This window comes from Kitasatospora sp. MAP5-34, assembly GCF_029894335.1.
Lineage (GTDB): Bacteria > Actinomycetota > Actinomycetes > Streptomycetales > Streptomycetaceae > Kitasatospora.
Genome location: NZ_JARXZC010000021.1, coordinates 41,474 through 62,878, shown reverse-complemented (window position 1 = coordinate 62,878; position 21,405 = coordinate 41,474). Strand labels below are relative to the sequence as shown.

General features: G+C 72.3%; 21 protein-coding genes. 3 read left to right on the top strand and 18 right to left on the bottom strand.

Going from position 1 to position 21,405, the window contains the following annotated elements:
• Nucleotides 1–31: 31 nt before the first annotated feature.
• The 6 genes from P3T29_RS18675 to P3T29_RS18650 form a co-directional block, all read right to left on the bottom strand.
• Nucleotides 32–1,165 carry a hypothetical protein gene (locus P3T29_RS18675; protein ID WP_280717634.1) on the bottom strand — a complete coding sequence of 378 codons (1,134 nt, stop codon included), beginning with the start codon at nt 1,163–1,165 and terminating at the stop codon, nt 32–34.
• A gap of 86 nt (nt 1,166–1,251) precedes the next feature.
• Nucleotides 1,252–3,147 carry a serine/threonine-protein kinase gene (locus P3T29_RS18670; RefSeq protein ID WP_280717633.1) on the bottom strand — a complete coding sequence of 632 codons (1,896 nt, stop codon included), beginning with the start codon at nt 3,145–3,147 and terminating at the stop codon, nt 1,252–1,254.
• A 306-nt stretch (nt 3,148–3,453) separates the two neighbouring features.
• On the bottom strand, nt 3,454–4,581 hold the full coding sequence (locus P3T29_RS18665) for a GuaB3 family IMP dehydrogenase-related protein (protein WP_280717632.1): 1,128 nt from the start codon (nt 4,579–4,581) through the stop codon (nt 3,454–3,456).
• 209 nt (nt 4,582–4,790) lie between these two features.
• Complete coding sequence (gene guaB / locus P3T29_RS18660) at nt 4,791–6,293, bottom strand: IMP dehydrogenase (protein WP_280717631.1); 1,503 nt, start codon at nt 6,291–6,293, stop codon at nt 4,791–4,793.
• 311 nt (nt 6,294–6,604) lie between these two features.
• On the bottom strand, nt 6,605–7,162 hold the full coding sequence (gene shbA / locus P3T29_RS18655) for an RNA polymerase sigma factor ShbA (RefSeq protein WP_280717682.1): 558 nt from the start codon (nt 7,160–7,162) through the stop codon (nt 6,605–6,607).
• 389 nt (nt 7,163–7,551) lie between these two features.
• The gene (locus tag P3T29_RS18650) at nt 7,552–8,163 is read right to left on the bottom strand and encodes a response regulator transcription factor (protein WP_014136228.1); all 612 of its coding nucleotides are present in this window, start codon (nt 8,161–8,163) and stop codon (nt 7,552–7,554) included.
• A gap of 527 nt (nt 8,164–8,690) precedes the next feature.
• Here P3T29_RS18650 and P3T29_RS18645 point away from each other — a divergent pair.
• On the top strand, nt 8,691–9,017 hold the full coding sequence (locus P3T29_RS18645) for a WhiB family transcriptional regulator (protein WP_280717630.1): 327 nt from the start codon (nt 8,691–8,693) through the stop codon (nt 9,015–9,017).
• 125 nt (nt 9,018–9,142) lie between these two features.
• Here the strand turns inward: P3T29_RS18645 and P3T29_RS18640 are convergent, their stop codons facing one another.
• From P3T29_RS18640 to groES, 3 genes are all read right to left on the bottom strand, one after another.
• Nucleotides 9,143–10,153 (bottom strand): LysR family transcriptional regulator, encoded by a 1,011-nt coding sequence (locus tag P3T29_RS18640; RefSeq protein WP_280717629.1) that lies wholly within the window; start codon nt 10,151–10,153, stop codon nt 9,143–9,145.
• Between the two features lie 145 nt (nt 10,154–10,298).
• The gene (gene groL / locus P3T29_RS18635; protein ID WP_280717628.1) at nt 10,299–11,927 is read right to left on the bottom strand and encodes a chaperonin GroEL; all 1,629 of its coding nucleotides are present in this window, start codon (nt 11,925–11,927) and stop codon (nt 10,299–10,301) included.
• A 108-nt stretch (nt 11,928–12,035) separates the two neighbouring features.
• On the bottom strand, nt 12,036–12,344 hold the full coding sequence (groES, locus tag P3T29_RS18630) for a co-chaperone GroES (protein WP_280717627.1): 309 nt from the start codon (nt 12,342–12,344) through the stop codon (nt 12,036–12,038).
• A gap of 214 nt (nt 12,345–12,558) precedes the next feature.
• Here groES and P3T29_RS18625 point away from each other — a divergent pair, with 214 nt between their 5' ends.
• Nucleotides 12,559–13,767 carry a class I SAM-dependent methyltransferase gene (locus P3T29_RS18625; RefSeq protein WP_280717626.1) on the top strand — a complete coding sequence of 403 codons (1,209 nt, stop codon included), beginning with the start codon at nt 12,559–12,561 and terminating at the stop codon, nt 13,765–13,767.
• Here the strand turns inward: P3T29_RS18625 and P3T29_RS18620 are convergent, their stop codons facing one another.
• From P3T29_RS18620 to tsaB, 5 genes are read right to left on the bottom strand one after another with little or no spacing between them, the layout of a single operon-like run.
• Nucleotides 13,768–14,640: a polysaccharide deacetylase family protein gene (locus P3T29_RS18620; protein WP_280717625.1), complete on the bottom strand. Its 873-nt coding sequence runs from the start codon at nt 14,638–14,640 to the stop codon at nt 13,768–13,770.
• Nucleotides 14,641–14,698: 58 nt separating this feature from the next.
• Complete coding sequence (locus tag P3T29_RS18615; RefSeq protein ID WP_280717624.1) at nt 14,699–14,959, bottom strand: hypothetical protein; 261 nt, start codon at nt 14,957–14,959, stop codon at nt 14,699–14,701.
• Nucleotides 14,956–16,050 (bottom strand): tRNA (adenosine(37)-N6)-threonylcarbamoyltransferase complex transferase subunit TsaD, encoded by a 1,095-nt coding sequence (tsaD, locus tag P3T29_RS18610; RefSeq protein ID WP_280717623.1) that lies wholly within the window; start codon nt 16,048–16,050, stop codon nt 14,956–14,958. Before tsaD ends, P3T29_RS18615 begins: the two co-directional genes overlap by 4 nt.
• Complete coding sequence (gene rimI, locus P3T29_RS18605; RefSeq protein WP_280717681.1) at nt 16,043–16,513, bottom strand: ribosomal protein S18-alanine N-acetyltransferase; 471 nt, start codon at nt 16,511–16,513, stop codon at nt 16,043–16,045. The genes tsaD and rimI overlap by 8 nt, the downstream gene beginning before the upstream one ends.
• Nucleotides 16,514–16,536: 23 nt before the next feature.
• The gene (gene tsaB / locus P3T29_RS18600) at nt 16,537–17,190 is read right to left on the bottom strand and encodes a tRNA (adenosine(37)-N6)-threonylcarbamoyltransferase complex dimerization subunit type 1 TsaB (RefSeq protein WP_280717622.1); all 654 of its coding nucleotides are present in this window, start codon (nt 17,188–17,190) and stop codon (nt 16,537–16,539) included.
• 154 nt (nt 17,191–17,344) lie between these two features.
• Here tsaB and P3T29_RS18595 point away from each other — a divergent pair, with 154 nt between their 5' ends.
• Nucleotides 17,345–17,929: a hypothetical protein gene (locus P3T29_RS18595; protein ID WP_280717621.1), complete on the top strand. Its 585-nt coding sequence runs from the start codon at nt 17,345–17,347 to the stop codon at nt 17,927–17,929.
• 4 nt (nt 17,930–17,933) lie between these two features.
• Here P3T29_RS18595 and P3T29_RS18590 read toward each other — a convergent pair whose 3' ends face one another.
• The 4 genes from P3T29_RS18590 to alr form a co-directional block, all read right to left on the bottom strand.
• On the bottom strand, nt 17,934–18,113 hold the full coding sequence (locus tag P3T29_RS18590) for a hypothetical protein (protein ID WP_280717620.1): 180 nt from the start codon (nt 18,111–18,113) through the stop codon (nt 17,934–17,936).
• 109 nt (nt 18,114–18,222) lie between these two features.
• Nucleotides 18,223–18,756: a tRNA (adenosine(37)-N6)-threonylcarbamoyltransferase complex ATPase subunit type 1 TsaE gene (tsaE, locus tag P3T29_RS18585; protein WP_280717619.1), complete on the bottom strand. Its 534-nt coding sequence runs from the start codon at nt 18,754–18,756 to the stop codon at nt 18,223–18,225.
• Nucleotides 18,753–20,108 carry an alpha/beta hydrolase gene (locus P3T29_RS18580; RefSeq protein ID WP_280717618.1) on the bottom strand — a complete coding sequence of 452 codons (1,356 nt, stop codon included), beginning with the start codon at nt 20,106–20,108 and terminating at the stop codon, nt 18,753–18,755. The genes tsaE and P3T29_RS18580 overlap by 4 nt, the downstream gene beginning before the upstream one ends.
• Nucleotides 20,105–21,289: an alanine racemase gene (gene alr, locus P3T29_RS18575; protein WP_280717617.1), complete on the bottom strand. Its 1,185-nt coding sequence runs from the start codon at nt 21,287–21,289 to the stop codon at nt 20,105–20,107. Before alr ends, P3T29_RS18580 begins: the two co-directional genes overlap by 4 nt.
• Nucleotides 21,290–21,405 lie beyond the last annotated feature (116 nt).

Here is a 21,405-nt window from a genome sequence, read left to right as displayed (position 1 = left end):
CCCACTACGCCGGAGCCCGGGCCCCGACCGCTCAGCCCGCGAGGGCCACCACGGCGGCCAGTGCCGCCAGCATCGCCAGCAGCACCCCGCCCACCAGCAGCGGGCCGAGCAGCGCCGGCGACACCCGCGGACGCGTTCCGGCGTGCCGCCCGTGCGCCACCTCCCGGCCCGCCCGCCGCCGGAGCACCAGCCGGCCGCGCGGGCGGACGACGGGCAGCACCTCGGGCTCGCGCGGTGCCGCCCCGGACAGTTCCGGCCCGTACGGCTCCGGGGAGGAGGCGAGCAGTTCCGTCAGCCAGCGCCGGACCGCTGCCGCCGTCGGGCGGGCGGCCGGATCGGGCCGGAGCAGCCGCTCGACCAGCGGCCGCAGCGGGCCACACCCGTCGGCCGGTTCGGCGGCGCCGTCCCGGACGGCCGAGAGCAGCGTCGGGAGGTCGTCCTCCGGGTAGGGGGCGCGACCGGTGAGCAGCCGGTGCAGCAGTACGCCGAGCGCCCAGCAGTCCGCCTGCGGGCCCGGGTCGGGCGCCCAGCGCTCGGCCCGGGCGCCCAGCAGTACGGCGCGCGCCTCGTACACCCGGCGCGGGACCGGGCCGCCGAGCTCCGCACAGAGCGTCTCCTCCGCCGCGCCGAGGAGCAGGCCGCCGAGCATGGTCGCACCGTCCTCGCAGACCAGGACGGTGTCCAACGAGATGTTCCCGTGCGCCAGGCCCAGCGCGTGCAGGGCCCGCAGCGCGCCCGCGAGGTCCGCCGCGATCTCCGCCGCCCGGTACGGCGGGACGGGCCCCGCCCCGGCCAGCTCCGCCAGCGGCACGCCCACCGGGTACTCCTCCGCGACCCAGAGCAGCTCCTCGTCGGCGAAGACCTCGATCCCCTGCAACAGCCTCGGGTGCGACGGCGTCTCCCGCGTCCGGGCCGCCACCCGGGCCGCCACCCGACCGCCGTACTCGGGGTCGGGGCCCTCGAGCGGCTGATCCGCCAGAAGCTGACCGGCCAGTAGCTGACCTGCCGACAGCTGATCAGCCAGCAACAGCTCCGGCAGCTCCAGCGCGTGCAGCAGCACGGACTCACCGGAGCGGAGGTCCTGCGCGGGTACGGCGCTCCCCACCGGCTCGCCCGTCACCCGGTACCGTCCGGCCACCACCTGCCCCAGGCCCGCTGCTCGCATGAGCCATCCTTACGAAAATATGTTGGGCCTTCCGTCCGGCCAGCGTACGTCGCTCACTGCGAAACCCGGCCGCTCACGGCTGGTGCTCAGGGCGCGGGTTGGAACGAGTCGAACGCGACCTTCCGGGCGTCGACGCTCGCCGGGGCGTTCCACTGGGAGTCCGGGGTGGTCCAGTAGATCGCGTAGCCGTACTTGCCGGTGACGAAACCACGGTTGAGCGAGTGCAGGGTGGTGCTGCTGCCGAAGGTCCACTCCCAGTCGGCGGCGTTGGTCCACGTCCGGTAGGTGATGGCGGCGAGGTTGATCTGGTGGTAGTTGCTGAAGTTGTTGCCGCTCGCCTCGTCCTGCCAGTCCTTGAGCGCGCTCGGGTCCGGGTGGCCGGTCCACTCGACGACCAGCTTGCTGCCGTTGCCGCTGAAGGTCCGCCGGTTGTCGCCGACCTCGGGCGCGCCGAGCCAGTCGGGCAGGTTGATCGAGAAGCCGCTGTCGTCGCGGTACGCGTGGTAGCCGGCCGGTACGGCGGCGGAGCCGGCGCCGGGGCTGCCGCTCGGGCTCGGGCTGGTGTCGGCACTCGGGCTGCTGCTCGGACTACTGCTCGGACTGGTCGTGGGGCTCTCCGACGGCTTCGCCGACGGCGAGGGCGACGAGGACGCAGCGGCCGAACCGGCGGCGGGCGTCCCGTGGGCCGCCGGTGCGATCACCGCCGGGGTCTTCGCGGCGGCCGATCCACCGGTCCCGTCCCGCAGCAGGACCACCGCCAGCGCTATCAGCAGCAGGGCGACTATCAGCGCGACCCCGGCGATCACCTTCGGGCGCCGGTTCGGCGCGCCGGGCGCGGCGGTCGGAGCCGGAGCCGAGACCGGCGCGGGCACGGGCACGGGCACGGGCGCCGGTACCGCCACCGGGACGGCGGCGGGCTCGGCCGACCGGCTCCCCACCCGTACCGTCCCCAGCAGCCCGCCGACCCCGCGCCTGGCCTTGTCGCCGGCCTTGTCCTTCGGCTTGTCGCCGACCTTGCTGTCCTTGCTGTCCTTGCTGTCCTTCTCGGTCTTGCCGAGCGACGGCGCAGCGGCCGTCGCAGCCGCCTTGCGCTCCCGTGCGGCGGGCGGCGCCGGCACCTTCAGCTGGGTGGTGGCCTCGGCCTTGGCGATCTCGTCCGCGACGATCCGCTTGAGCATCGACCGCGTGGTGGAGGCGTCCAGCCGATGTGCCGGGTCCTTCTCCAGCAGCCCTTCGATGACCGGCCGCAGCGGACCGGCGTTCATGGGCGTGGCGAGGTCCTCGGTCATCACGGCCGTGAGCGTGGCGAGCGCCGAGCCCCGGTCGTACGGGGGCTTGCCCTCGACCATCGCGTACAGCGTCCCGCCGAGCGACCACATGTCGGCGGGCGGCCCCGGCTTCTGACCGCGCGCCCGCTCCGGCGAGATGTAGGACGGCGCGCCGACCAGCATGCCGGTGGAGGTGACGGAGGTGTCCCCCTCGACGCTGGCGATGCCGAAGTCGGTGAGCACCACCCGGCCGTCCTCGCCGATCAGTACGTTCGACGGCTTGACGTCACGGTGCAGGATGCCGTGGCTGTGGGCCGCGCCGAGCACGCCGAGCAGTTCGAGCGCGATCTCGGCGGCCCGGGACGGCGTGACCGGCCCGTCCTCCTTGATGACCTCCGCCAGCGAGCGGGACTCGACCAGCTCCATCACGATCCACGGCCGGTCGTCCTCCTCGACCACGTCGAAGACGGTGACGGCGGCGGTGTGCCGGATCCGGGCGGTCGCCTTGGCCTCGCGCAGCGTCCGGACGATCAGACGGTGCTTCTCGTCCTCGTCCACGCCGCCGTGCATCCGGAGTTCCTTGACCGCGACGATCCGGCCGAGCATCTCGTCCTCGGCCCGCCACACCGTGCCCATTCCGCCCTGGCCCAGCACTCCGACCAACCGGTAGCGACCGGCCAGGAGGCGGCCGGTGGAACCTTGCGCCTGGGTCATTGGTGCATTCCCCCATGTGCTGGCGATCTGTGCTGCTGGCGATCGAGGTGACGGCGCGTCGGCGGAGACCCGCAGCTGCAGAGGCCCGCGAACAGACCGTGGGGCTGCGCCGGGCGGCGGGCTCCGTACGCCAAGCCTCCATCATCCCCTGTCCGGCGGGTCCCCGACCACCCACCCCGGGGTTCACGGCCCGGTTCCGGCCGGTCGCACGGCACTCCGTACCCGATCGGTGGCCGGAAAACGCCCCTGACGCACCGAAACCCCCGCCGATCGGCGGGGGTTTCGGTGCGTCAGACTGCCGGATCGTCAGCCGTGCCGGAGGCCCGGGTTGACGGTCACCTCGACACGCTGGAACTCCTTGAGCTCCGAGTAGCCGGTGGTCGCCATCGCCCGGCGCAGCGCGCCGAACAGGTTCATCGTGCCGTCGGGGGTGTGCGACGGACCGGTGAGGATCTCCTGGGTGGTGCCGACGGTGCCGAGGTCGACGCGCTTTCCGCGCGGCAGCTCCTCGTGCACGGCCTCCATGCCCCAGTGGAAGCCCTTGCCCGGGGCATCGGTGGCCCGGGCAAGCGCGGCACCGATCATCACGGCGTCCGCACCGCAGGCCACGGCCTTGGCGAGGTCGCCGCTGTAGCCGACACCGCCGTCCGCGATCACGTGCACGTACCGGCCGCCGGACTCGTCCATGTAGTCACGGCGGGCGGCCGCCACGTCGGCGACGGCGGTGGCCATCGGGACCTGGATGCCCAGCACGTTACGGGTGGTGTGCGCGGCACCGCCGCCGAAGCCGACCAGCACACCGGCCGCGCCGGTCCGCATCAGGTGCAGCGCGGCGGTGTAGGTGGCGCAGCCGCCGACGATCACCGGGACGTCGAGCTCGTAGATGAACTGCTTGAGGTTGAGCGGCTCGAACGCGCCCGACACGTGCTCGGCGGAGACCGTGGTGCCACGGATCACGAAGACGTCGACGCCCGCGTCCACGACCGCCTTGGAGAACTCGGCGGTGCGCTGCGGCGAGAGCGCGGCGGCGGTGACGACGCCCGACTCCCGGACCTCCTTGATCCGCTTGCCGATCAGGTCGGCCTGGATCGGGGCGGCGTAGATCTCCTGGAGGCGGCGGGTCGCGGAGGCCGCGTCCTTGATCGTGGCGATCTCGTCGAGCAGCGGCTGCGGGTCCTCGTACCGGGTCCAGAGACCTTCGAGGTTCAGCACCCCGAGGCCGCCGAGCTGACCGATGGCGATGGCCTGCGCGGGCGAGACCACGCTGTCCATCGGAGCTGCCAGGAACGGCAGCTCGAAGCGGTAGGCGTCGATCTGCCAGGCGATCGAGACCTCCTTCGGGTCCCGCGTACGACGGCTGGGGACGACGGCGATGTCGTCGAATGCGTACGCCCGTCGGCCGCGCTTGCCTCGCCCGATCTCGATCTCAGTCACTTCGAGCCCTTCTGCTGCCTCAATGCCTGTGCCGACCGGGTCACCCCGGCCGCCCCCAGTATCCCGCACGGGAACACCGCAATGCGGCAGGCGTCCACCCGACAGCATCGGGCCGGCAAAAACAGGGGCGTGGGGAACTGCGCGAGACGGAAGGCCACAACCCGCAGCCTCCGACTCCGCTCAGTTCCCCACGCCCCGCGAGGGATGCCTCAGCGACTGGTGTAGTTCGGCGCCTCGACGGTCATCTGGATGTCGTGCGGGTGGCTCTCCTTGAGGCCCGCCGAGGTGATCCGGACGAACCGGCCCTTGCTCTCCATCTCGGCGACGGTCGCCGCGCCCACGTAGCCCATGGTCTGCCGCAGCCCGCCGACCAGCTGGTGCAGCACGGCCGACAGCGGACCCCGGTACGGGACCTGGCCCTCGATGCCCTCGGGCACGAGCTTGTCGTCCGAGGAGACCTCGGCCTGGAAGTAACGGTCCTTCGAGTAGGACCGGCCCTGGCCGCGCGACTGCATCGCGCCCAGCGAGCCCATGCCCCGGTACGACTTGAACTGCTTGCCGTTGATGAACATCAGCTCACCCGGCGACTCCTCGCAGCCGGCCAGCAGGCTGCCCAGCATCACGGTGTCGGCACCGGCGGCGAGCGCCTTGCCGATGTCGCCGGAGTACTGCAGGCCACCGTCGCCGATCACCGGCACGCCGGCGGCCTGGCAGGCCACGGCCGCCTCGTAGATCGCGGTGACCTGCGGGACGCCGATGCCGGCGACCACGCGGGTGGTGCAGATGGAGCCGGGGCCGACGCCGACCTTGACACCGTCCACGCCCGAGTCGATCAGCGCCTGCGCGCCGTCACGGGTGGCGACGTTGCCGCCGATGACGTCAACGTCCACGGCCGCCTTGATCTTGGCGATCCAGGCCAGCGCATTGCTGCTGTGGCCGTGCGAGGTGTCCACGACCAGGAAGTCCACGCCCGCGCCGACCAGGGCCTGGGCCCGGTCGAACGCCTCGGCGCTGGCGCCCACGGCCGCGCCGACCAGCAGCCGGCCCTCGGCGTCCTTGGCGGCCAGCGGGTACTTCTCGGCCTTGACGAAGTCCTTGACGGTGATCAGGCCCTTGAGGCGGCCCTCGTCGTCGACCAGCGGCAGCTTCTCGATCTTGTGGCGGCGGAGCAGCCCGATCGCGTCCTCGCCGGAGATGCCGACCTTGCCGGTGATCAGCGGCATCGGCGTCATGATCTCGCGGACCTTGCGGTTGCGGTCCGACTCGAAGGCCATGTCGCGGTTGGTGACGATACCGAGCAGCTTGCCGTTCTCGTCCGCGATCGGCACGCCACTGATCCGGAACTTGGCACAGAGCGCGTCCGCGTCGCCGAGCGTGGTCTCCGGGCCGACCGTGATCGGGTCGGTGACCATGCCGGACTCGGAGCGCTTCACCAGGTCGACCTGGTTGACCTGGTCCTCGATGGAGAGGTTGCGGTGCAGCACGCCGACGCCGCCCTGACGGGCCATCGCGATCGCCATCCGCGACTCGGTGACCTTGTCCATCGCCGCCGACAGCAGTGGGATGTTCACCCGAACGTTGCGGGAGACCCGCGAAGAGGTGTCGACCTGGTTCGGCAGCACCTCGGAGGCCCCGGGCAGCAGCAGGACGTCGTCGTACGTGAGTCCGAGCATCGCGAACTTCTCGGGTACGCCTGCGGCGTTGTAAGACATTAGGGGGACCTTCCGTGGCGTGGCCGAATCGATTGATCGCGCCCTGCTGAGGGTGGGGACGCGTTTGGTCGCTCAGTTGGGGCGGACGGTCGGCCGCGGTACAGCCTCCGTCGCACCCGCGCGCACCGGCAAACAGGCTCAGGCCGCCAAGACACCCGGGGGCATTTGGAGGAACCTCCAGGGGAATCCCTCGCGCGCCCGCGAAACTTTGGCGACCTGACCAGGCGCCGATACCCCATCGTACTGGCACCGGGAATGTAAGCCCGCGCTCCCTTGACAACAGTGTGACGAGCGAGACTCTTCCGCAGCCGTCAGGAAGATTCCCCGGCCAGCGCCCGCAGCCGGCTCAGCGCCCGGTGCTGGGCGACCCGGACGGCGCCGGGGGACATCCCGAGCACCTCGCCGGTCTCCTCGGCGGAGAGCCCGGCGGCCACCCGGAGCAGCACCAGCTCACGCTGACGGGCGGGCAGGTTGGAGAGCAGCTCCTTCGCCCAGGCCGTCTCGCTGCTGAGCAGCGCACGCTCCTCCGGGCCGAGCGCCTCGTCCGGCAGCTCGGGCATGTCGTCGGACGGGACCACCGAGGAGCCCGGTCCGCGCATCGCGGCCCGTTGCAGGTCGGCGATCTTGTGCGCGGCGATGCCGTAGACGAACGCCTCGAACGGACGCCCCTCGTCCTTGTAGCGCGGCAGCGCGCAGAGCACCGCCACGCAGACCTCCTGCGCGACGTCGTCCACATGGTGCCGCGCGTTACCGGGCAGCCGGACGAGCCGGCCCCGGCAGTACCGCAGGGCGAGCGGATGGACGTACGCGAGCAGCGCGTCGATGGCGGGGTTCTCACCGCGTACGGCCGCCGCGACCAACTCGCCCATCAGGGGCGACCCGCCGGTGCCGAGCACCGGGCGGCGGGACGTACCGGCCGGATCGGCGCTCTCCGGGTACGACGAGTCAGCGGCCTGACCCTTCGGAACGACCTCGTCGCTCTCTACCTCGTCGTCGCGCATCGGTCCATGGTGCCTGGTCGGCCCGGAAAACGCGGCACCGCGTCCGGAGTTGTGCACAGGAACGTTATGAGTGGCCCCGGTCTGCACCGCGCCACCCCCTGCCCCGTCACTCTTCGAGCCAACTGCGGTCACGCTCGTCACGCTCGTCTCCGCAGTGCCTGTCCGCTGGTCCCCGAGGTGCTCCACAACTCCATGGTGCAGCCTCGGGACCGTAACGTCATACGTCTGAGCGAGTGGAACAGCCGGACGGCTGCCCGTCAGCGGACCAGACCCCAGCGGAAGCCGAGGGCCACCGCGTGTGCGCGGTCCGACGCGCCGAGCTTCTTGAACAACCGCCGGGCGTGCGTCTTGACGGTGTCCTCGGAGAGGAACAGCTCGCGGCCGATCTCCGCGTTGCTCCGCCCGTGGCTCATGCCCTCGAGCACCTGGATCTCACGGGCCGTCAGGGTCGGCGCCGCGCCCATGTCGGGGCTGCGGAGCCGGCGCGGCGCGAGCCGCCACGTCGGATCGGCGAGCGCCTGGGTGACGGTGGCCCGCAGTTCGGCGCGCGAGGCGTCCTTGTGCAGGTAGCCCCGGGCGCCGGCGGCGACCGCGAGCGCGACACCGTCGAGGTCCTCGGCGACGGTGAGCATGATGATGCGCGCGCCCGGGTCGGCCGAGAGCAGCCGCCGCACGGTCTCCACCCCGCCGAGGCCGGGCATCCGGACATCCATCAGAACGAGATCGGAGCGGTCGGCCACCCAGCGGCGGAGGACCTCCTCACCGTTCGTCGCTGTGGTCACCCGGTCGACACCGGGCACCGTCGCCACCGCGCGGCGAAGCGCCTCCCGGGCGAGTGGGGAATCGTCGCAGACGAGTACGGATGTCATGACCGTCCTCCGCAGCTGATCCGCGTCACGTTGAGCCTCCTGGCTGGTACGAATCTCTCCGACACGGCCGATTGACGACGGACTTCGGACGGATCGCCGGTCTCCCCGCGATCGTTCCGACGCCCAGCGCCCGCAAACCGCCTCCGCACATCCAACGACCGTCACTCGAATGAGTTACGGCTTTCAGAGCCATCTCCACCACTGTACGTGGCCGACCCGTTACCGATCAGCCGCATCGCGGTGCATATGCCGCACTTTTGTGCCAGTCGCGCGCGGCCCGCGCACCCCGAGCGCATCTTCGGGGGCGTCCGCGCCCCCGGAGCCACCCGATTGCCACGTCGGCACCTGCCAAACGTCATGCCCTCTTTGTCCGGTTTTATAGCTTCTGGACGGTCATTGACTGTTGTGTAACTCTGTGGGTGACTTGTCCCAGTAGTTGCCGTAAGTCATATTTCCAGGTGTTCATACCGACCCGTCCCGGCCTCACCGAACCCGAGTCCGCGCCCGGTCCCTGAAGGGAATGAGCCATGGCAGATTTCTCCCGCCTCCCCGGCCCCAACGCAGACCTCTGGGACTGGCAGCTCTCCGCCGCCTGCCGCGGCGTCGACAGTTCGCTCTTCTTCCACCCGGAGGGCGAACGCGGAGCGGCGCGCAGCTCGCGCGAGGCAAGTGCCAAGGAGGTCTGCATGCGGTGCCCGGTGCGCACCGAGTGCGCGGCCCACGCGCTGGCGGTCCGCGAGCCGTACGGCGTCTGGGGCGGCCTGACCGAGGACGAGCGCGAAGAGCTGATGGGCCGGTCGCGCAACCGGTTGGTCGAGGTGCCCATCGCCCTGCCGACGACCATCCGACGCTGACGGTCCGACCCGCCTCCGGCGTCTCGTGGGGAAACGTTTCTCCATGAGAGGCGCAGATGGGCAAGAGGCGCAGCTGGGCAGCGGCGGTAACCCCGCGCCCCTGCTGTGGTGGCCCGGTGCGACAGCTACCTCGCGGCGGCCACGCCCGACAGCTGGTCCAGCATCAGGGCGACGGCCGGCACCTCGGCCAGGTCGGGCAGCGTGAGCGCGACGACCTGCCGGACGGCCGGGCCGCCCGAGGCGGCGCGTACCGGCACGGCGGCCACACCCGACCGGCGTACGGCGGCCAGGGCCAGCCCCGGCAGCACCGCCACCCCGAGCCCGGCCGCGACCAGGCCCACCACGGCGGGGTAGTCGTCGGTGGCGAAGTCGATCCGGGGTGCGAAGCCAGCCGCCCCGCAGAGTTCCACCAGATGGCCCCGGCACTGCGGGCAGCCGGCGATCCACTGCTCGTCCGAGAGTTCGGCGAGATCGACCGGGCTGCTGTCGTCCCGCCCGGCCAGCGGGTGCCCGGCCGGGAGCAGGCCCACCAGCGGATCGTCCAGCAGCGGCCGGACCACCAGGTCGGACCAGTCGTTGGCGGCCAGCGACGCGGCCGCCTCCAGGGTCGCCTCGGCCCGGGCCTCGCGGAGCGTGCCGTGCCCCGCCGACCGGACCGGGGCGCCCGGCGAGTCCGGGTAGTCCGGGTAGCGGAACGCCAGCGCGATCTCGCACTCGCCGACCCGCAACATCGCCAGCGACTCGGGCGGCTCGGCCTCGACCAGCGAGACCCGGACGCCCGGATGGGCCCTCCGCAGCCCGGCCACCGAGGGCGGCACCAGGGTGGAACTCGCGGTCGGGAAGGACACCAACCGCACCCGCCCGGCCCGCAACCCGGTGAGCGCCGCGACCTCCTCCTCGGCGGCCGAGAGCCCGGCGAGGATCCCGGTGGCGTGCTTGAGCAGCACCTGCCCGGCCTCGCTCAGCTGCATCCCACGCCCCGAACGGACCACCAACGGCGTGTCGACCGACTTCTCCAGGGCCTTCATCTGCTGGCTCACCGCAGGCTGGGTACAGCCCAGCTCCCGCGCGGCGGCGGAGAACGAGCCGGTACGGGCGACGGCACGCAGGACGCGCAGGTGACGAGCCTCGATCATGCCCCAGTTATAAGCCACCCTTTGGGTCCGAGGCCAACGCCAACCCCAGCGGGCCGACCGGAGAACGCCGGAGGCCCGGCCGCACCTTGGGTGCGACCGGGCCTCCGGGTTACCGACTCAGCGGTCGGTGTCACCGACTCGGAGGTCAGTGCGAGTGGCCGTGGCCACCGTGCGAACCGTTGCCGGCCTCGTCGTCGGCCGGCTTCTCCACCACGAGGGTCTCGGTGGTGAGCAGCAGGGACGCGATGGACGCGGCGTTCTCCAGCGCGGAGCGGGTGACCTTGACCGGGTCGATGACGCCGGCCTTCAGCAGGTCGCCGTACTCGCCGGTGGCGGCGTTGAAGCCCTGGCCGGCCTCCATCTCGGAGACCTTGGAGGTGATGACGTAGCCCTCCAGGCCGGCGTTCTGGGCGATCCAGCGCAGCGGCTCGGCGAGCGCCTTGCGGACGACCGCGACACCGGTCGCCTCGTCGCCGGTCAGGCCGAGGCCGCCGTCGAGCACCTTCTGGGCGTGCACGAGGGAGGCGCCGCCACCGGCGATGATGCCCTCCTCGACCGCCGCGCGGGTCGCCGAGATGGCGTCCTCGAGGCGGTGCTTGCGCTCCTTGAGCTCCACCTCGGTGGCGGCGCCGACCTTGATGACGCAGACGCCGCCGGCGAGCTTCGCCAGGCGCTCCTGCAGCTTCTCGCGGTCCCAGTCCGAGTCGGTGTTGGCGATCTCGGCCTTGATCTGGGCGACGCGGCCGGCCACGGCCTCGTGGTCGCCCGCACCGTCGACGACGGTGGTCTCGTCCTTGGTGATGGTCACGCGGCGGGCGGTGCCCAGCACGTCCAGACCGGCCTGGTCGAGCTTGAGGCCGACCTCCTCGGAGATGACGGTGGCACCGGTCAGGGTGGCCAGGTCGCCCAGGATGGCCTTGCGGCGGTCACCGAAGCCGGGGGCCTTGACGGCCACGGCGTTGAAGGTGCCACGGATCTTGTTCACCACGAGGGTGGACAGCGCCTCGCCGTCGACGTCCTCGGCGATGATCAGCAGCGGCTTCGAGGTGCCACCCTGCAGGACCTTCTCCAGCAGCGGCAGCAGCTCCTGAATGCTGGAGATCTTGCCCTGGTTGATCAGGATGTACGGGTCCTCGAGGACCGCTTCCTGACGCTCGGCGTCGGTGACGAAGTACGGCGACAGGTAGCCCTTGTCGAACTGCATGCCCTCGGTGAAGTCCAGCTCCACGCCGAAGGTGTTCGACTCCTCGACGGTGATGACACCGTCCTTGCCGACCTTGTCGATCGCCTCGGCGATGAGCTCGCCGACCTGCGGGTCCTGGGCGGACAGCGACGCGACGGCGGCGACGTCGTCCTTGCCGTCGATCTCGCGGGCGCTGGCGAGCAGGTACTCGGACACGGCCGCGACGGCCTTGTCGATGCCCTTCTTCAGGGCGGCGGGACCGGCGCCGGCGGCGACGTTGCGCAGACCCTCGTTGACCAGGGCCTGGGCCAGCACGGTGGCGGTGGTGGTGCCGTCACCCGCGACGTCGTTCGTCTTGGTGGCGACCTCCTTGACGAGCTGCGCGCCAAGGTTCTCGTACGGGTCGTCGAGCTCGATCTCGCGAGCGATGGTGACGCCGTCGTTGGTGATGGTCGGCGCGCCGAACTTCTTGTCGATGACGACGTTGCGGCCCTTGGGACCAATGGTCACCTTGACGGTGTCGGCCAGCTTGTTCACGCCGCGCTCCAGCGAGCGGCGGGCGTCCTCGTCGAACTGCAGGATCTTCGGCATGGTTCGTTTCCTTCGGGGAGTGTCTACTGCGTGAGCGCGCGCGGGCCAAACAACCGCGCCCCGGGCCCCTGTCGGTGACGACACGGATCCGGGGCGGGCTGGAACGACTTACTTCTCGACGATGGCGAGAACGTCGCGGGCCGAGAGGACGAGGTACTCCTCGCCGTTGTACTTCACCTCGGTGCCGCCGTACTTCGAGTACAGGACGACGTCCCCGACGGTGACGTCGAGCGGAAGACGGTTACCGTCCTCGAAGCGGCCCGGGCCGACAGCCAGGACGACGCCCTCCTGGGGCTTCTCCTTGGCGGTGTCCGGGATAACCAGGCCGGAGGCCGTGGTGGTCTCGGCTTCGAGCGGCTGGACCACGATGCGGTCCTCGAGCGGCTTGATGGCAACCTTGCTGCTGACGGTGGTCACGTCCGAGCTCCCCTTCGGAGAATACGGGGTTGTTCTTCAGGTAGGTGGCGACGTCTGCATGCCTGCCGTCGCGGGGGTCAGGCACACTCTGCCGCGTTAGCACTCTCCCTGGGGGGAGTGCCAGGAACGACCATAGGCCGCAGTTAGCACTCAGTCAACCAGAGTGCCAACGGCGTGGCTCGAAGGCAGCACGGCGGACGGGGACAATGGCCGGGTGGAGATCGAATCGTTCCAGGCCCTGCTGACCGACGAGGGCCAGACCCTGCTGGCCGAGCTACGAGATTTCAAGCCAGGGGAGGAACTGGCGCTGGCCACCCGGCTGCGCCGGAAGCATCCGGCCGAACTGGTCTCCGCCGCGCTCGCCCAAGCCGCGCTGCGGCAGCGGGCCCGCGCGAAGTTCGGCTCTGCCGACAGACAGCACAGCGGGGAGGACACGGACGCGGACGCGCTGTACTTCACCCCCAACGGAGTCGAACAGGCCACCCGCCGCAGCGTCGCCGAGTGGCGGGCGGAGCGGTTCGCGGCGCTCGGGGTCCGGCGCCTCGCCGACCTCTGCTGCGGGATCGGCGGCGACGCGATCGCGCTGGCCCGGGCCGGGATCGCCGTGCTCGCCGTCGACCGTGACCCGCTGACCTGCGCCGTCGCCGAGGCGAACGCCGCCGCGCTGGGGCTGGCCGAGCTGATCGAGGTGCGCTGCGCCGACGTGACCGACGTCGACGTGACGGGCTTCGACGCGGTGTTCACCGACCCGGCGCGGCGGACCTCGCGGGGCCGGGTGTTCGATCCGGAGGCGTACTCGCCCCCGCTCTCCTGGGCGATCGGGGCAGCCCGCCGTACCCCGTTCGGAGCACTCAAGGTCGCGCCCGGCATCCCGCACGAGCTGGTCCCCGAGGGCGCCGAGGCCGAGTGGGTCTCGGACCACGGGGACGTGAAGGAGGCCGGGCTCTGGTTCGGCACCAAGGCCGACAAGGCCACCGAGCCGCACCGCGCCACCCTGTTGCCCGGCCCGCACACCCTCACCGGCGGCCGGCTGCCCGACCCGGAGGCCGGCCCGGTCGGCCGCTACCTGTACGAGCCGGACGGCGCGGTGATCCGGGCGCACCTGGTCGCCGAGGTCGCCGAGCAGGTCGGCGGGCGGCTGATCGACCCGATGATCGCCTACCTGACCTCCGACCTGCTCGTCCCGACGCCGTACGCCCACGCCTACGAGCTCACCGACGTGCTCCCGTTCAACGTCAAGAAGCTGAAGGCGCTGCTGCGGGAGCGCGGGGTCGGGACCGTCGTGATCAAGAAGCGCGGCATCGGGATCACCCCGGAGGACCTCCGCCGCCAGCTCAAGCCCACCGGACCGAACACGGTGACGGTGATCATCAGCCGGGTCGGGGACGGGCACATCATGATGCTCGGTCAGCCGGTGGGCTGATCAGCCCGTGGGCGGCTGGATGTAGTCGTCCAGGCGGGCGACCGCGAAACCCTGCTCCTGGATGCGGCTGAGCATCTCGCCGAACATCGCGGTCATGGTCTCGCCCTTGAGCTCCGACGGGCCCCGGAAGTGGGCCAGGATGATGTCCCCGGGCCTGAGCTTCTTGTCGGCGGTCACGTACTGCATGTCGTGGATCTGCATCGTCTCGTGCCAGAGCACGATGGCGCGCGGCCCGCACTCCTGCACCGAGGTGTTGAGGGTCGGCGTGTTGGCGCCGTCGCCGTACGGCGGGCGGAAGAGCAGCGGGGCCGTGCCGTACTGCTGGGTGAGGGTCGCCTGGTCCACGCAGATCTCGGACTTCTGCTTCGCCGCCGAGATCTTGCTCATGATCGGGTGGGTGACGGTGTGGTTCTGGATGTGGTTGCCGAGCGCCTGGAGTGGCTTGAAGTAGCCGTAGTCGTTCTCGATGATGTTCTTGGTCAGGAACATCGTGACCGGGATCTTGAGGTCGTTCATCATCTCGATGAACTTCGGGTCCTTCTCGGCGCCGTCGTCCAGGGTGATGAAGACGATCTTGTCCTTGGTCGGCACACTGCTGATCACCGGCACGGTGCCGCTCGCGGTCAGCTTGATCGGCCGGTCGGTGGGCGGGGCGGGGGCCGGCGGCAGCGGCTGGAGGCCCCACTTCGACCACGCGGCGGCCTGCGGCCCGCCCGAGGCGGACGCGGAGCCCGACGGCGCGTCAGCGGACTGGCTGCTCTGCTCCGGTGGGGCGGCGGGGTGGGCGGCGGGGGCGGCGCTGCTGCTGCAACCGGCCACCGCTGCCAGCAGGGCCAGCGCCCCTACCGCGTACGTCTTCGTCCTGCTCTTCACGGTGCTCCCCTGGTCGTTCCGCGCTCTCGGTAGGAACGCTACCGGCTGGACATCCGGGTCATTCCACGTGCTCGCTGGTGAAGCTCCAGCGGTGCACCGGACGGGCGAGCAGGCCGCCGGGCGGGTCCGGGACGGGCAGCGGTTCGCCCGTCCACCAGGTGATCAGCAGCACCCGGTCGCCCGGCGCGGTGAACACCTCCAGCCGCTCCAGCCCGGCCGAGCCGCGCAGCGCCGGGACGGCCTCACCCTGGACCCATTCCCGCAGCTCACCGGCCCTGCCGTCGGCCGCCCGGGCCTCCCACATGGCGGCCGTGGTCACCCGAGGGCCAGGTGCGCGGCGGCGTGCAGGTCGCCGTGCTCGATCGTTGCCGCAGGCACCGAGACCTCGGTGACGGGCAGCGAGGAGTCGGCCGACAGGTCGAAGGACGACGGCGCGCGATTGCGCCAGACCATCTCCGAGCCGAGCGCGGCGACCATCGCGCCGTTGTCCGTGCACAGCCCCGGGCGCGGCACCCGCAGCACGATGCCGGCCTTGTCGCAGCGCTGCTGGGCCATCTCGCGCAGCCGCGAGTTGGCCGCCACGCCGCCGCCGATCATCAGGTGCTCGACGCCGTTCTCCTTGCACGCCTTGACGGCCTTACGGGTCAGCACGTCGGTGACGGCCTCCTGGAAGGACGCGGCGACGTCGGCGACCGGCACCTCCTCCCCCGCCCGGCGCTTCGCCTCGACCCAGCGGGCGACGGCGGTCTTCAGGCCGGAGAAGGAGAAGTCGTACGCCGGGTCCTTGGCGCTGCTGAGCCCGCGCGGGAAGGCGATCGACTTCCGGTCCCCCTCCCGGGCCAGCCGGTCCACCGCCGGGCCGCCGGGGAAGCCCAGCCCGAGCACCCGGGCGACCTTGTCGAAGGCCTCGCCGGCCGCGTCGTCGATGGTCGCGCCGAGCGGGCGGATGTCGGTGGTGATGTCGGCGCTGAGCAGCAGCGAGGAGTGCCCGCCGGAGACCAGCAGGGCCATCGTGGGCTCGGGCAGGCGGCCGTGCTCCAGCTGGTCCACGCAGATGTGCGAGGCGAGGTGGTTGACCCCGTACAGCGGCTTGTCGAGCGCCCAGGCGTACGCCTTCGCCGCCGACACGCCGACCAGCAGCGCACCGGCCAGGCCGGGCCCGGCGGTGACGGCGATGCCGTCCAGGTCACTGGCCTTGATCCCGGCGGTGTCCAGCGCGCGCTGGATGGTCGGGACCATCTCCTCCAGGTGCGCCCGGCTGGCGATCTCGGGGACGACCCCGCCGAAGCGGGCGTGGTCGTTGACGCTGGAGGCCACCGCGTCGGCGAGCAGGGTGGTGCCCCGGACGATGCCGACGCCGGTCTCGTCGCAGGAGGTCTCGATACCGAGGACGAGCGGTTCGTCAGCCATTCTGAATGTCCTTCAGGTCGTACTTCGGGTTCTCCAGACGCATCACCAGTGCGTCCACGTTGGCGGGCTGGTAGTAGCCGCGCCGGATGCCGACCGGCTCGAAGCCGAAGCGCTCGTACAGCTGCTGGGCGCGCGGGTTGTCCACCCGTACCTCCAGCAGCAGTTCGGCGCAGCCGCGCCGGGCGGCGGTCGCGATCAGGTCGGTGAGCAGCGCGGCGCCGATCCCGGCGCCCTGGTGCCGCTCGTCGACGGCGATGGTCTGGACGTCGCCCTCACCGGCGACCTCCATCAGCCCGGCGTAGCCGACGATGGCGCCCTCGGGGGTGGTGGCGACGGTGTAGTGCCGGGTGCCGCCGGGGTGGGCCTCGGCCAGCTCGGACCAGTACATGCCGTGCGACCAGGCGTCCTCGGGGAAGAGCCGGAGCTCCAGCTCCATCACCGGCTCGATGTCCCACCAGCGCATCGGGCGCAGGCTGACGTCACTGCTCACGCCGGCAGCACCGCCTTGTAGCCTGCGGGCACCTGGGCGTCGGGGCGGCGCAGGTAGAGCGGGACGTTCGGCAGCAGCTCCCGCCCGGCGGCCAGCTCGGTGGCGGCGAAGTCGGCGAGCGCGCCGGCCGACACGTGCTCGGGGCCGCGCGCGCCGGGGAAGCTGTCCGGGTACAGCAGCGCACCGGCGCCGACGGACCGCGGCTCGGGCGTCAGCTCGGCGGGCCGGTCCACGGCCGGTCCGGTGACGCGGCGGCCGTCCGCGTCGTACGAGGCCCAGTAGACCTCCTTGCGCCGCGCGTCGGTGGCGACGGTGAACGGTCCGGCGAGACCCTCCGTCCGGGCCTGGTGGGCGATCGCGTCGAGGGTGCAGACGCCGTACACGGGCAGCCCGAGGGCGTGGCCGAGCGCGGCGGCGGTGACCAGGCCGACCCGCAGGCCGGTGTACGGGCCGGGGCCGACGCCGACGGCGATGCCGGTCAGCTCGCGCTTGTCGACCCCCGCCGCGCGCAGCACGTCGTCGATGGTGGGCAGGAGCAGCTCCCCGTGCCGTCTGGCGTCGACCTCGTACGACTCGGCGAGGACGCCCGAGCCGTCGTGGACGGCGGCGGTGACGGCGGGGGTGGCGGTATCGAACGCGAGCAGCAGCACGTGTCCAGGTTAGAGGGTCGCGCGGGTCGGCATTTCGTACTGGTCCGGAACACACGTCCGGATCGGTCCGGCTGGGCCTGACGGACCTGGCACGATGGGCGGCACAGCAGGAGCCGACAGGCAACAGCAGGAGCCGACAGAGGGAGCGCACGTGGTGAAGACGCGTCCTGGAGTGGTGGTCACCGGCCTGACCGTCGGAGCCCTGGCGGCGGTGAGCCTGCTGGCCTTCCAGGCCAACGGCGCCGTGACCCGCCCGGCCGCCGCCAAACCCGTGGCGAGCGCCCCCGCCACCACCGCCTCCCCCACGGCCGGCCCGAGCCCCGCCGCCGTCGCACTGCCCGCCGCGTCCGGCAGCGGCCGACGGGTGGTCTACTCCACCGGCCTGCACCAGGTCTGGCTGGTCGACCCGAAGAAGACCCCGCCGGTGCAGAGCTCCTTCAAGGTCACCCCGGGCACGGTCGGGCCACTACCCGGCACCTACACCGTCTACAGCCGCACGGCGGCGGGCACCGGCACCGACGGCCTGCAGATCGAGCACGTGGTCCGGTTCGCCCAGCAGAGCGGTACGGTCTTCGGGTTCAGCGCCGCCGTCGACACACCGACCCCGGCGCCCTCCCCGGACGCGACCCAGCCCGACCCGGCCCAGAAGAAGACCGGCGGCATCCGCTCCGGCCGCACCGACGGCCAGTCCCTCTGGGACTTCGCCCCGAACGGCACCCGGGTGACGGTCATCCCGTAGCGGGCTAAGCCGCTTGCCGTGCCCCGACGGGCTCCGGCGGGGTGGACACGGCGGTGGCCGCCGCGCAGGCGGCCAGTACGGCGCGTACGGGCGCTCCGGCGGGCGGGCCGGGCTCCGCGGCCGGACGGCCGGGCTCGGTGGCCCGCTGCTGCGGAGTGTCCGCAGTGGGGGTGGTGCTCGACATGGCGCCTCCCTAGTTAGGCATACCTAACCGCAGCGCCCATCCCATCACGCCGGGACACCCACCCGCAACACCTTGCCGACAGACTGTCGGAAACCTGCCGGTGGCGAGGTCAGACTTCACTCATTCCGGTGAGATCGACGCCGTCCCACCGTGCCCCGAGGCCGGACAGCGTCACCTGGCGCGGGTCGGAGTCGTCCTCGGCCGTGCCGCCGATCGCCCGCTCGATCCGAACCTCCAGGCGGTCGTCGCTCAACTGCTCGACCTTGCCCTCGCCCCACTCAACCACCACCACCGACTCCGGCAGCGAGACGTCCAGGTCGAGGTCCTCCATCTCGTCCAGCCCGCCGCCCAGGCGGTACGCGTCCACGTGCACGAGCGCGGGCCCACCGGTCAGCGACGGGTGCACCCGCGCGATCACGAAGGTCGGCGAGGTCACCGCGCCGCGCACCCCGAGCCCCACCCCCAGGCCCCGGGTCAGCGTGGTCTTGCCCGCGCCCAGCTCGCCGGAGAGCAGCACCAGGTCGCCCGGGCGCAGCAGCGCGGCGAGCTCCCGGCCGAGCCGGTTCATCCGCTCGGGCGTGGCGACGGTGACGGTGGTCTGCGAACCCATCGGGGTCTCGGTGTCCTTTCGGAGGTGGGTCATACGTCGAAGGGTGCTTCCGGTGCCACCGGCGAGCCCGCCAGGTCCCGTACGGCCTGCGGGAGCGGCGCCGCGCCCGCGTACCCGGCGGCGCGCAGCAGCAGGGCCGCGAGCCGCTGGTCGACCAGGTCGGGGCACTCCAGCATCACCAGGTGGCCCGCGTCCTGGATGAGGACCAGCTCGGCGTCGGGCAGCGCCCTGGCGATCGCCTCGCTGTACTCGGGCGGGGTGAGCAGGTCCCTGGTGCCGGCCAGGACGAGGGTCGGGATGCCCGTCAGGGTGGCCAGCGCGGCGGTCTTCTCGTGGGTGGCGAAGGCCGGGTAGAACTCGGCGACCACGTCGATCGGGGTGGCGTCGAGCAGCTGCTCGGCGAAGCGCGCGACGCCCGGGTCCACGTCCTTCGTACCGAACGAGAACCGGCGGTAGAAGACGCCGGTGAGGTCGGTCCCCAGCCGTCTGGTCGCCTCCACCAGCTCGACCTGGCGGCCGAGCAGCTTCACCACGCCGGGGGCGACCCGGCGGAGCAGCTTGGCGCCGACGGCGGGCAGGCCGAGGGTGACGGAGTTCCAGCCGCCCGCCAGCGTGCCGACCAGCGCCACCCCGGCGACCCGCTCGCGGAAGAGTTCGGGGTGCTGGTCGGCCAGCGCCATCACCGTCATGCCGCCCATCGAGTGGCCCACCAGCACGAGCGGTCCCTCGGGCGCGACGGCGTCGAGGACGGCCTTGAGGTCACCGCCCAGCTGGTCGATCCCGGCGGGTTCCCCCGCCAGGTACGTGCGCGAGCGCTCCGAGCGGCCGTGGCTGCGCTGGTCCCAGAAGACCAGCCGCACGCCCTCGCCCACGCTCTCGCGCAGGGCGGCTCGCTGGAAGTGCCAGCTGTCCTGGCTGAGGCAGTAGCCGTGGCAGAAGACCACCGTGAGCGGCGGGGCGGGTGGGCTGTCGGCGGTGGCCACCGGGGCCGGAGTCTCGCCCAGCCACCGGGTGAACCAGCCCCGCCGCTCCTCGGGATCGGGTACGGGTGCCGGCGCCGGGGCGGGCTTCGCGGTGCCGTCCAGCTCGACGTAGAGCTCGGTGCCGTCGGGCGCGGCGACCGTACGCGGCCGGCCGCGCAGCGAACCGTACGGGGTGGCGGCGTCCAGCTCCTCGCGGGCCCGGCGGCGCATCGTCCGCCCGACCGTCAGCCGCTCGATCGCCACCCCGGCGGCGGCACCGGCGGCGACCACGCCGACCGAGATCCCGATCAGCCCGGCCCGGCTCACCCCCGCCGACGCGTTCTCCGCCGCCCGCGCGACGGCGCCGACCGGACCGCCGGTGGCGGGGCTGCTGCCGACCGGGTTGCCGACGGACTCGCTCATGCCTGGTAGCCACCCACGTATCGGCGGGGCACCCGGGCCCCGATCCGGGTGACGATCTCGTACGCGATGGTGCCGCAGGCCCGGCCCCAGTCCTCGGCCGTCGGCTCGCCGTTCTCGCCGTTGCCGAACAGCAGCGCCTCCTCGCCGACGGCGGGCGTGTCACCGCCGAGGTCCACGACGAACTGGTCCATCGCGACCCGGCCCGCGATCGTCCGCCACTTGCCCGCGATCCGGACCGGCCCGGTGCCGCTGGCGTGGCGCGGGATACCGTCCGCGTAGCCGACGGGGACCAGGGCGAGCGTGGTCTCACCGGGGGTCGTGTAGTGGTGGCCGTAGCTGACGCCGTGCCCGCCGGGCACGGTCTTGACCAGCGCCAGCCGGGCCGCCAGCGACATCACCGGGCGCAGCCCGAAGTCCGCCGGGGCGCCGACCTCGGGGACGGGCGAGAGCCCGTACATCGCGAGCCCGGTACGGCAGAGGTCGTAGTGGGACTGCGGGAGCAGCAGCGTCGCCGGGGAGTTGGCGAGATGCCGCACCTCGGGCCGGACCCCGGCCCGCTCGGCGTACCCGAGGGCGGCTGCGAAGCCGTCCAGCTGGGCCTGGACGGACGGGTGCCCGGGCTCGTCGGCGGCGGCGAAGTGCGACCAGAGGCCGACCACCTGGACCAGCCCCTCGGCCTGCGCGCGCAGGGCGGCCGCCACCAGCTCGGGCCAGTCGTGCGGCTGGCAGCCGTTGCGGCCGAGGCCGGTGTCGGCCTTCAGGTGCACCCGGCCCGGCACGCCGGTCTCGCGGACGGCGGCGAGCAGCTCGTCGAGGGCCCAGAGCGCGCTGACCGAGACGTCGATCCCGGCCCGCAGCGCCTGCCGCCAGGGCCCGCCCGGCGTCCACAGCCAGCACAGCACCCGGGCCTGCTCGGGGCCGATCCCGGCCGCGCGCAGCGCGAGCGCCTCCTCCGGCGTGGCGGTACCGAGCCACGTCACCCCGGCCGCGACCGCCTCCCGGGCACACCGGACCGCACCGTGGCCATAGGCGTCCGCCTTGACCACGGCCATCAGCTCAGGGCCGTCGGTACGCTCCCGCAGCGCGGCGAGATTCCCCCGCAGGGCGGCCAGGTCGATGGTCGCCTCGGCGCGGACCCCGTCGGTGAGGGTGGCCGTCCCGGTCGTGTTCGCAGTTGTCATCGCGTATCAGTCTCCCAGACCCGCAGAGCTCCCCTGCGAACGGGCAACCACATCAGGGGCGCGAGGAACTGCGCGATCAACCCTGCACCTCCGTAGAGCCCTGGCCGCACAGTTCC

Excerpts from the sequence above, each read along its gene's own strand:
- P3T29_RS18675 (WP_280717634.1), bottom strand. The coding sequence starts at position 1,165 with ATGCGAGCAGCGGGCCTGGGGCAGGTGGTGGCCGGACGGTACCGGGTG.
- P3T29_RS18670 (WP_280717633.1), bottom strand. The coding sequence starts at position 3,147 with ATGACCCAGGCGCAAGGTTCCACCGGCCGCCTCCTGGCCGGTCGCTAC.
- guaB (WP_280717631.1), bottom strand. The coding sequence starts at position 6,293 with ATGTCTTACAACGCCGCAGGCGTACCCGAGAAGTTCGCGATGCTCGGA.
- shbA (WP_280717682.1), bottom strand. The coding sequence starts at position 7,162 with ATGGGCGAGTTGGTCGCGGCGGCCGTACGCGGTGAGAACCCCGCCATC.
- P3T29_RS18650 (WP_014136228.1), bottom strand. The coding sequence starts at position 8,163 with ATGACATCCGTACTCGTCTGCGACGATTCCCCACTCGCCCGGGAGGCG.
- P3T29_RS18645 (WP_280717630.1), top strand. The coding sequence starts at position 8,691 with ATGGCAGATTTCTCCCGCCTCCCCGGCCCCAACGCAGACCTCTGGGAC.
- P3T29_RS18640 (WP_280717629.1), bottom strand. The coding sequence starts at position 10,153 with ATGATCGAGGCTCGTCACCTGCGCGTCCTGCGTGCCGTCGCCCGTACC.
- groL (WP_280717628.1), bottom strand. The coding sequence starts at position 11,927 with ATGCCGAAGATCCTGCAGTTCGACGAGGACGCCCGCCGCTCGCTGGAG.
- tsaD (WP_280717623.1), bottom strand. The coding sequence starts at position 16,050 with ATGGCTGACGAACCGCTCGTCCTCGGTATCGAGACCTCCTGCGACGAG.
- rimI (WP_280717681.1), bottom strand. The coding sequence starts at position 16,513 with ATGCGCTGGTGGGACATCGAGCCGGTGATGGAGCTGGAGCTCCGGCTC.
- P3T29_RS18590 (WP_280717620.1), bottom strand. The coding sequence starts at position 18,113 with ATGTCGAGCACCACCCCCACTGCGGACACTCCGCAGCAGCGGGCCACC.
- tsaE (WP_280717619.1), bottom strand. The coding sequence starts at position 18,756 with ATGACCCACCTCCGAAAGGACACCGAGACCCCGATGGGTTCGCAGACC.
- P3T29_RS18580 (WP_280717618.1), bottom strand. The coding sequence starts at position 20,108 with ATGAGCGAGTCCGTCGGCAACCCGGTCGGCAGCAGCCCCGCCACCGGC.
- alr (WP_280717617.1), bottom strand. The coding sequence starts at position 21,289 with ATGACAACTGCGAACACGACCGGGACGGCCACCCTCACCGACGGGGTC.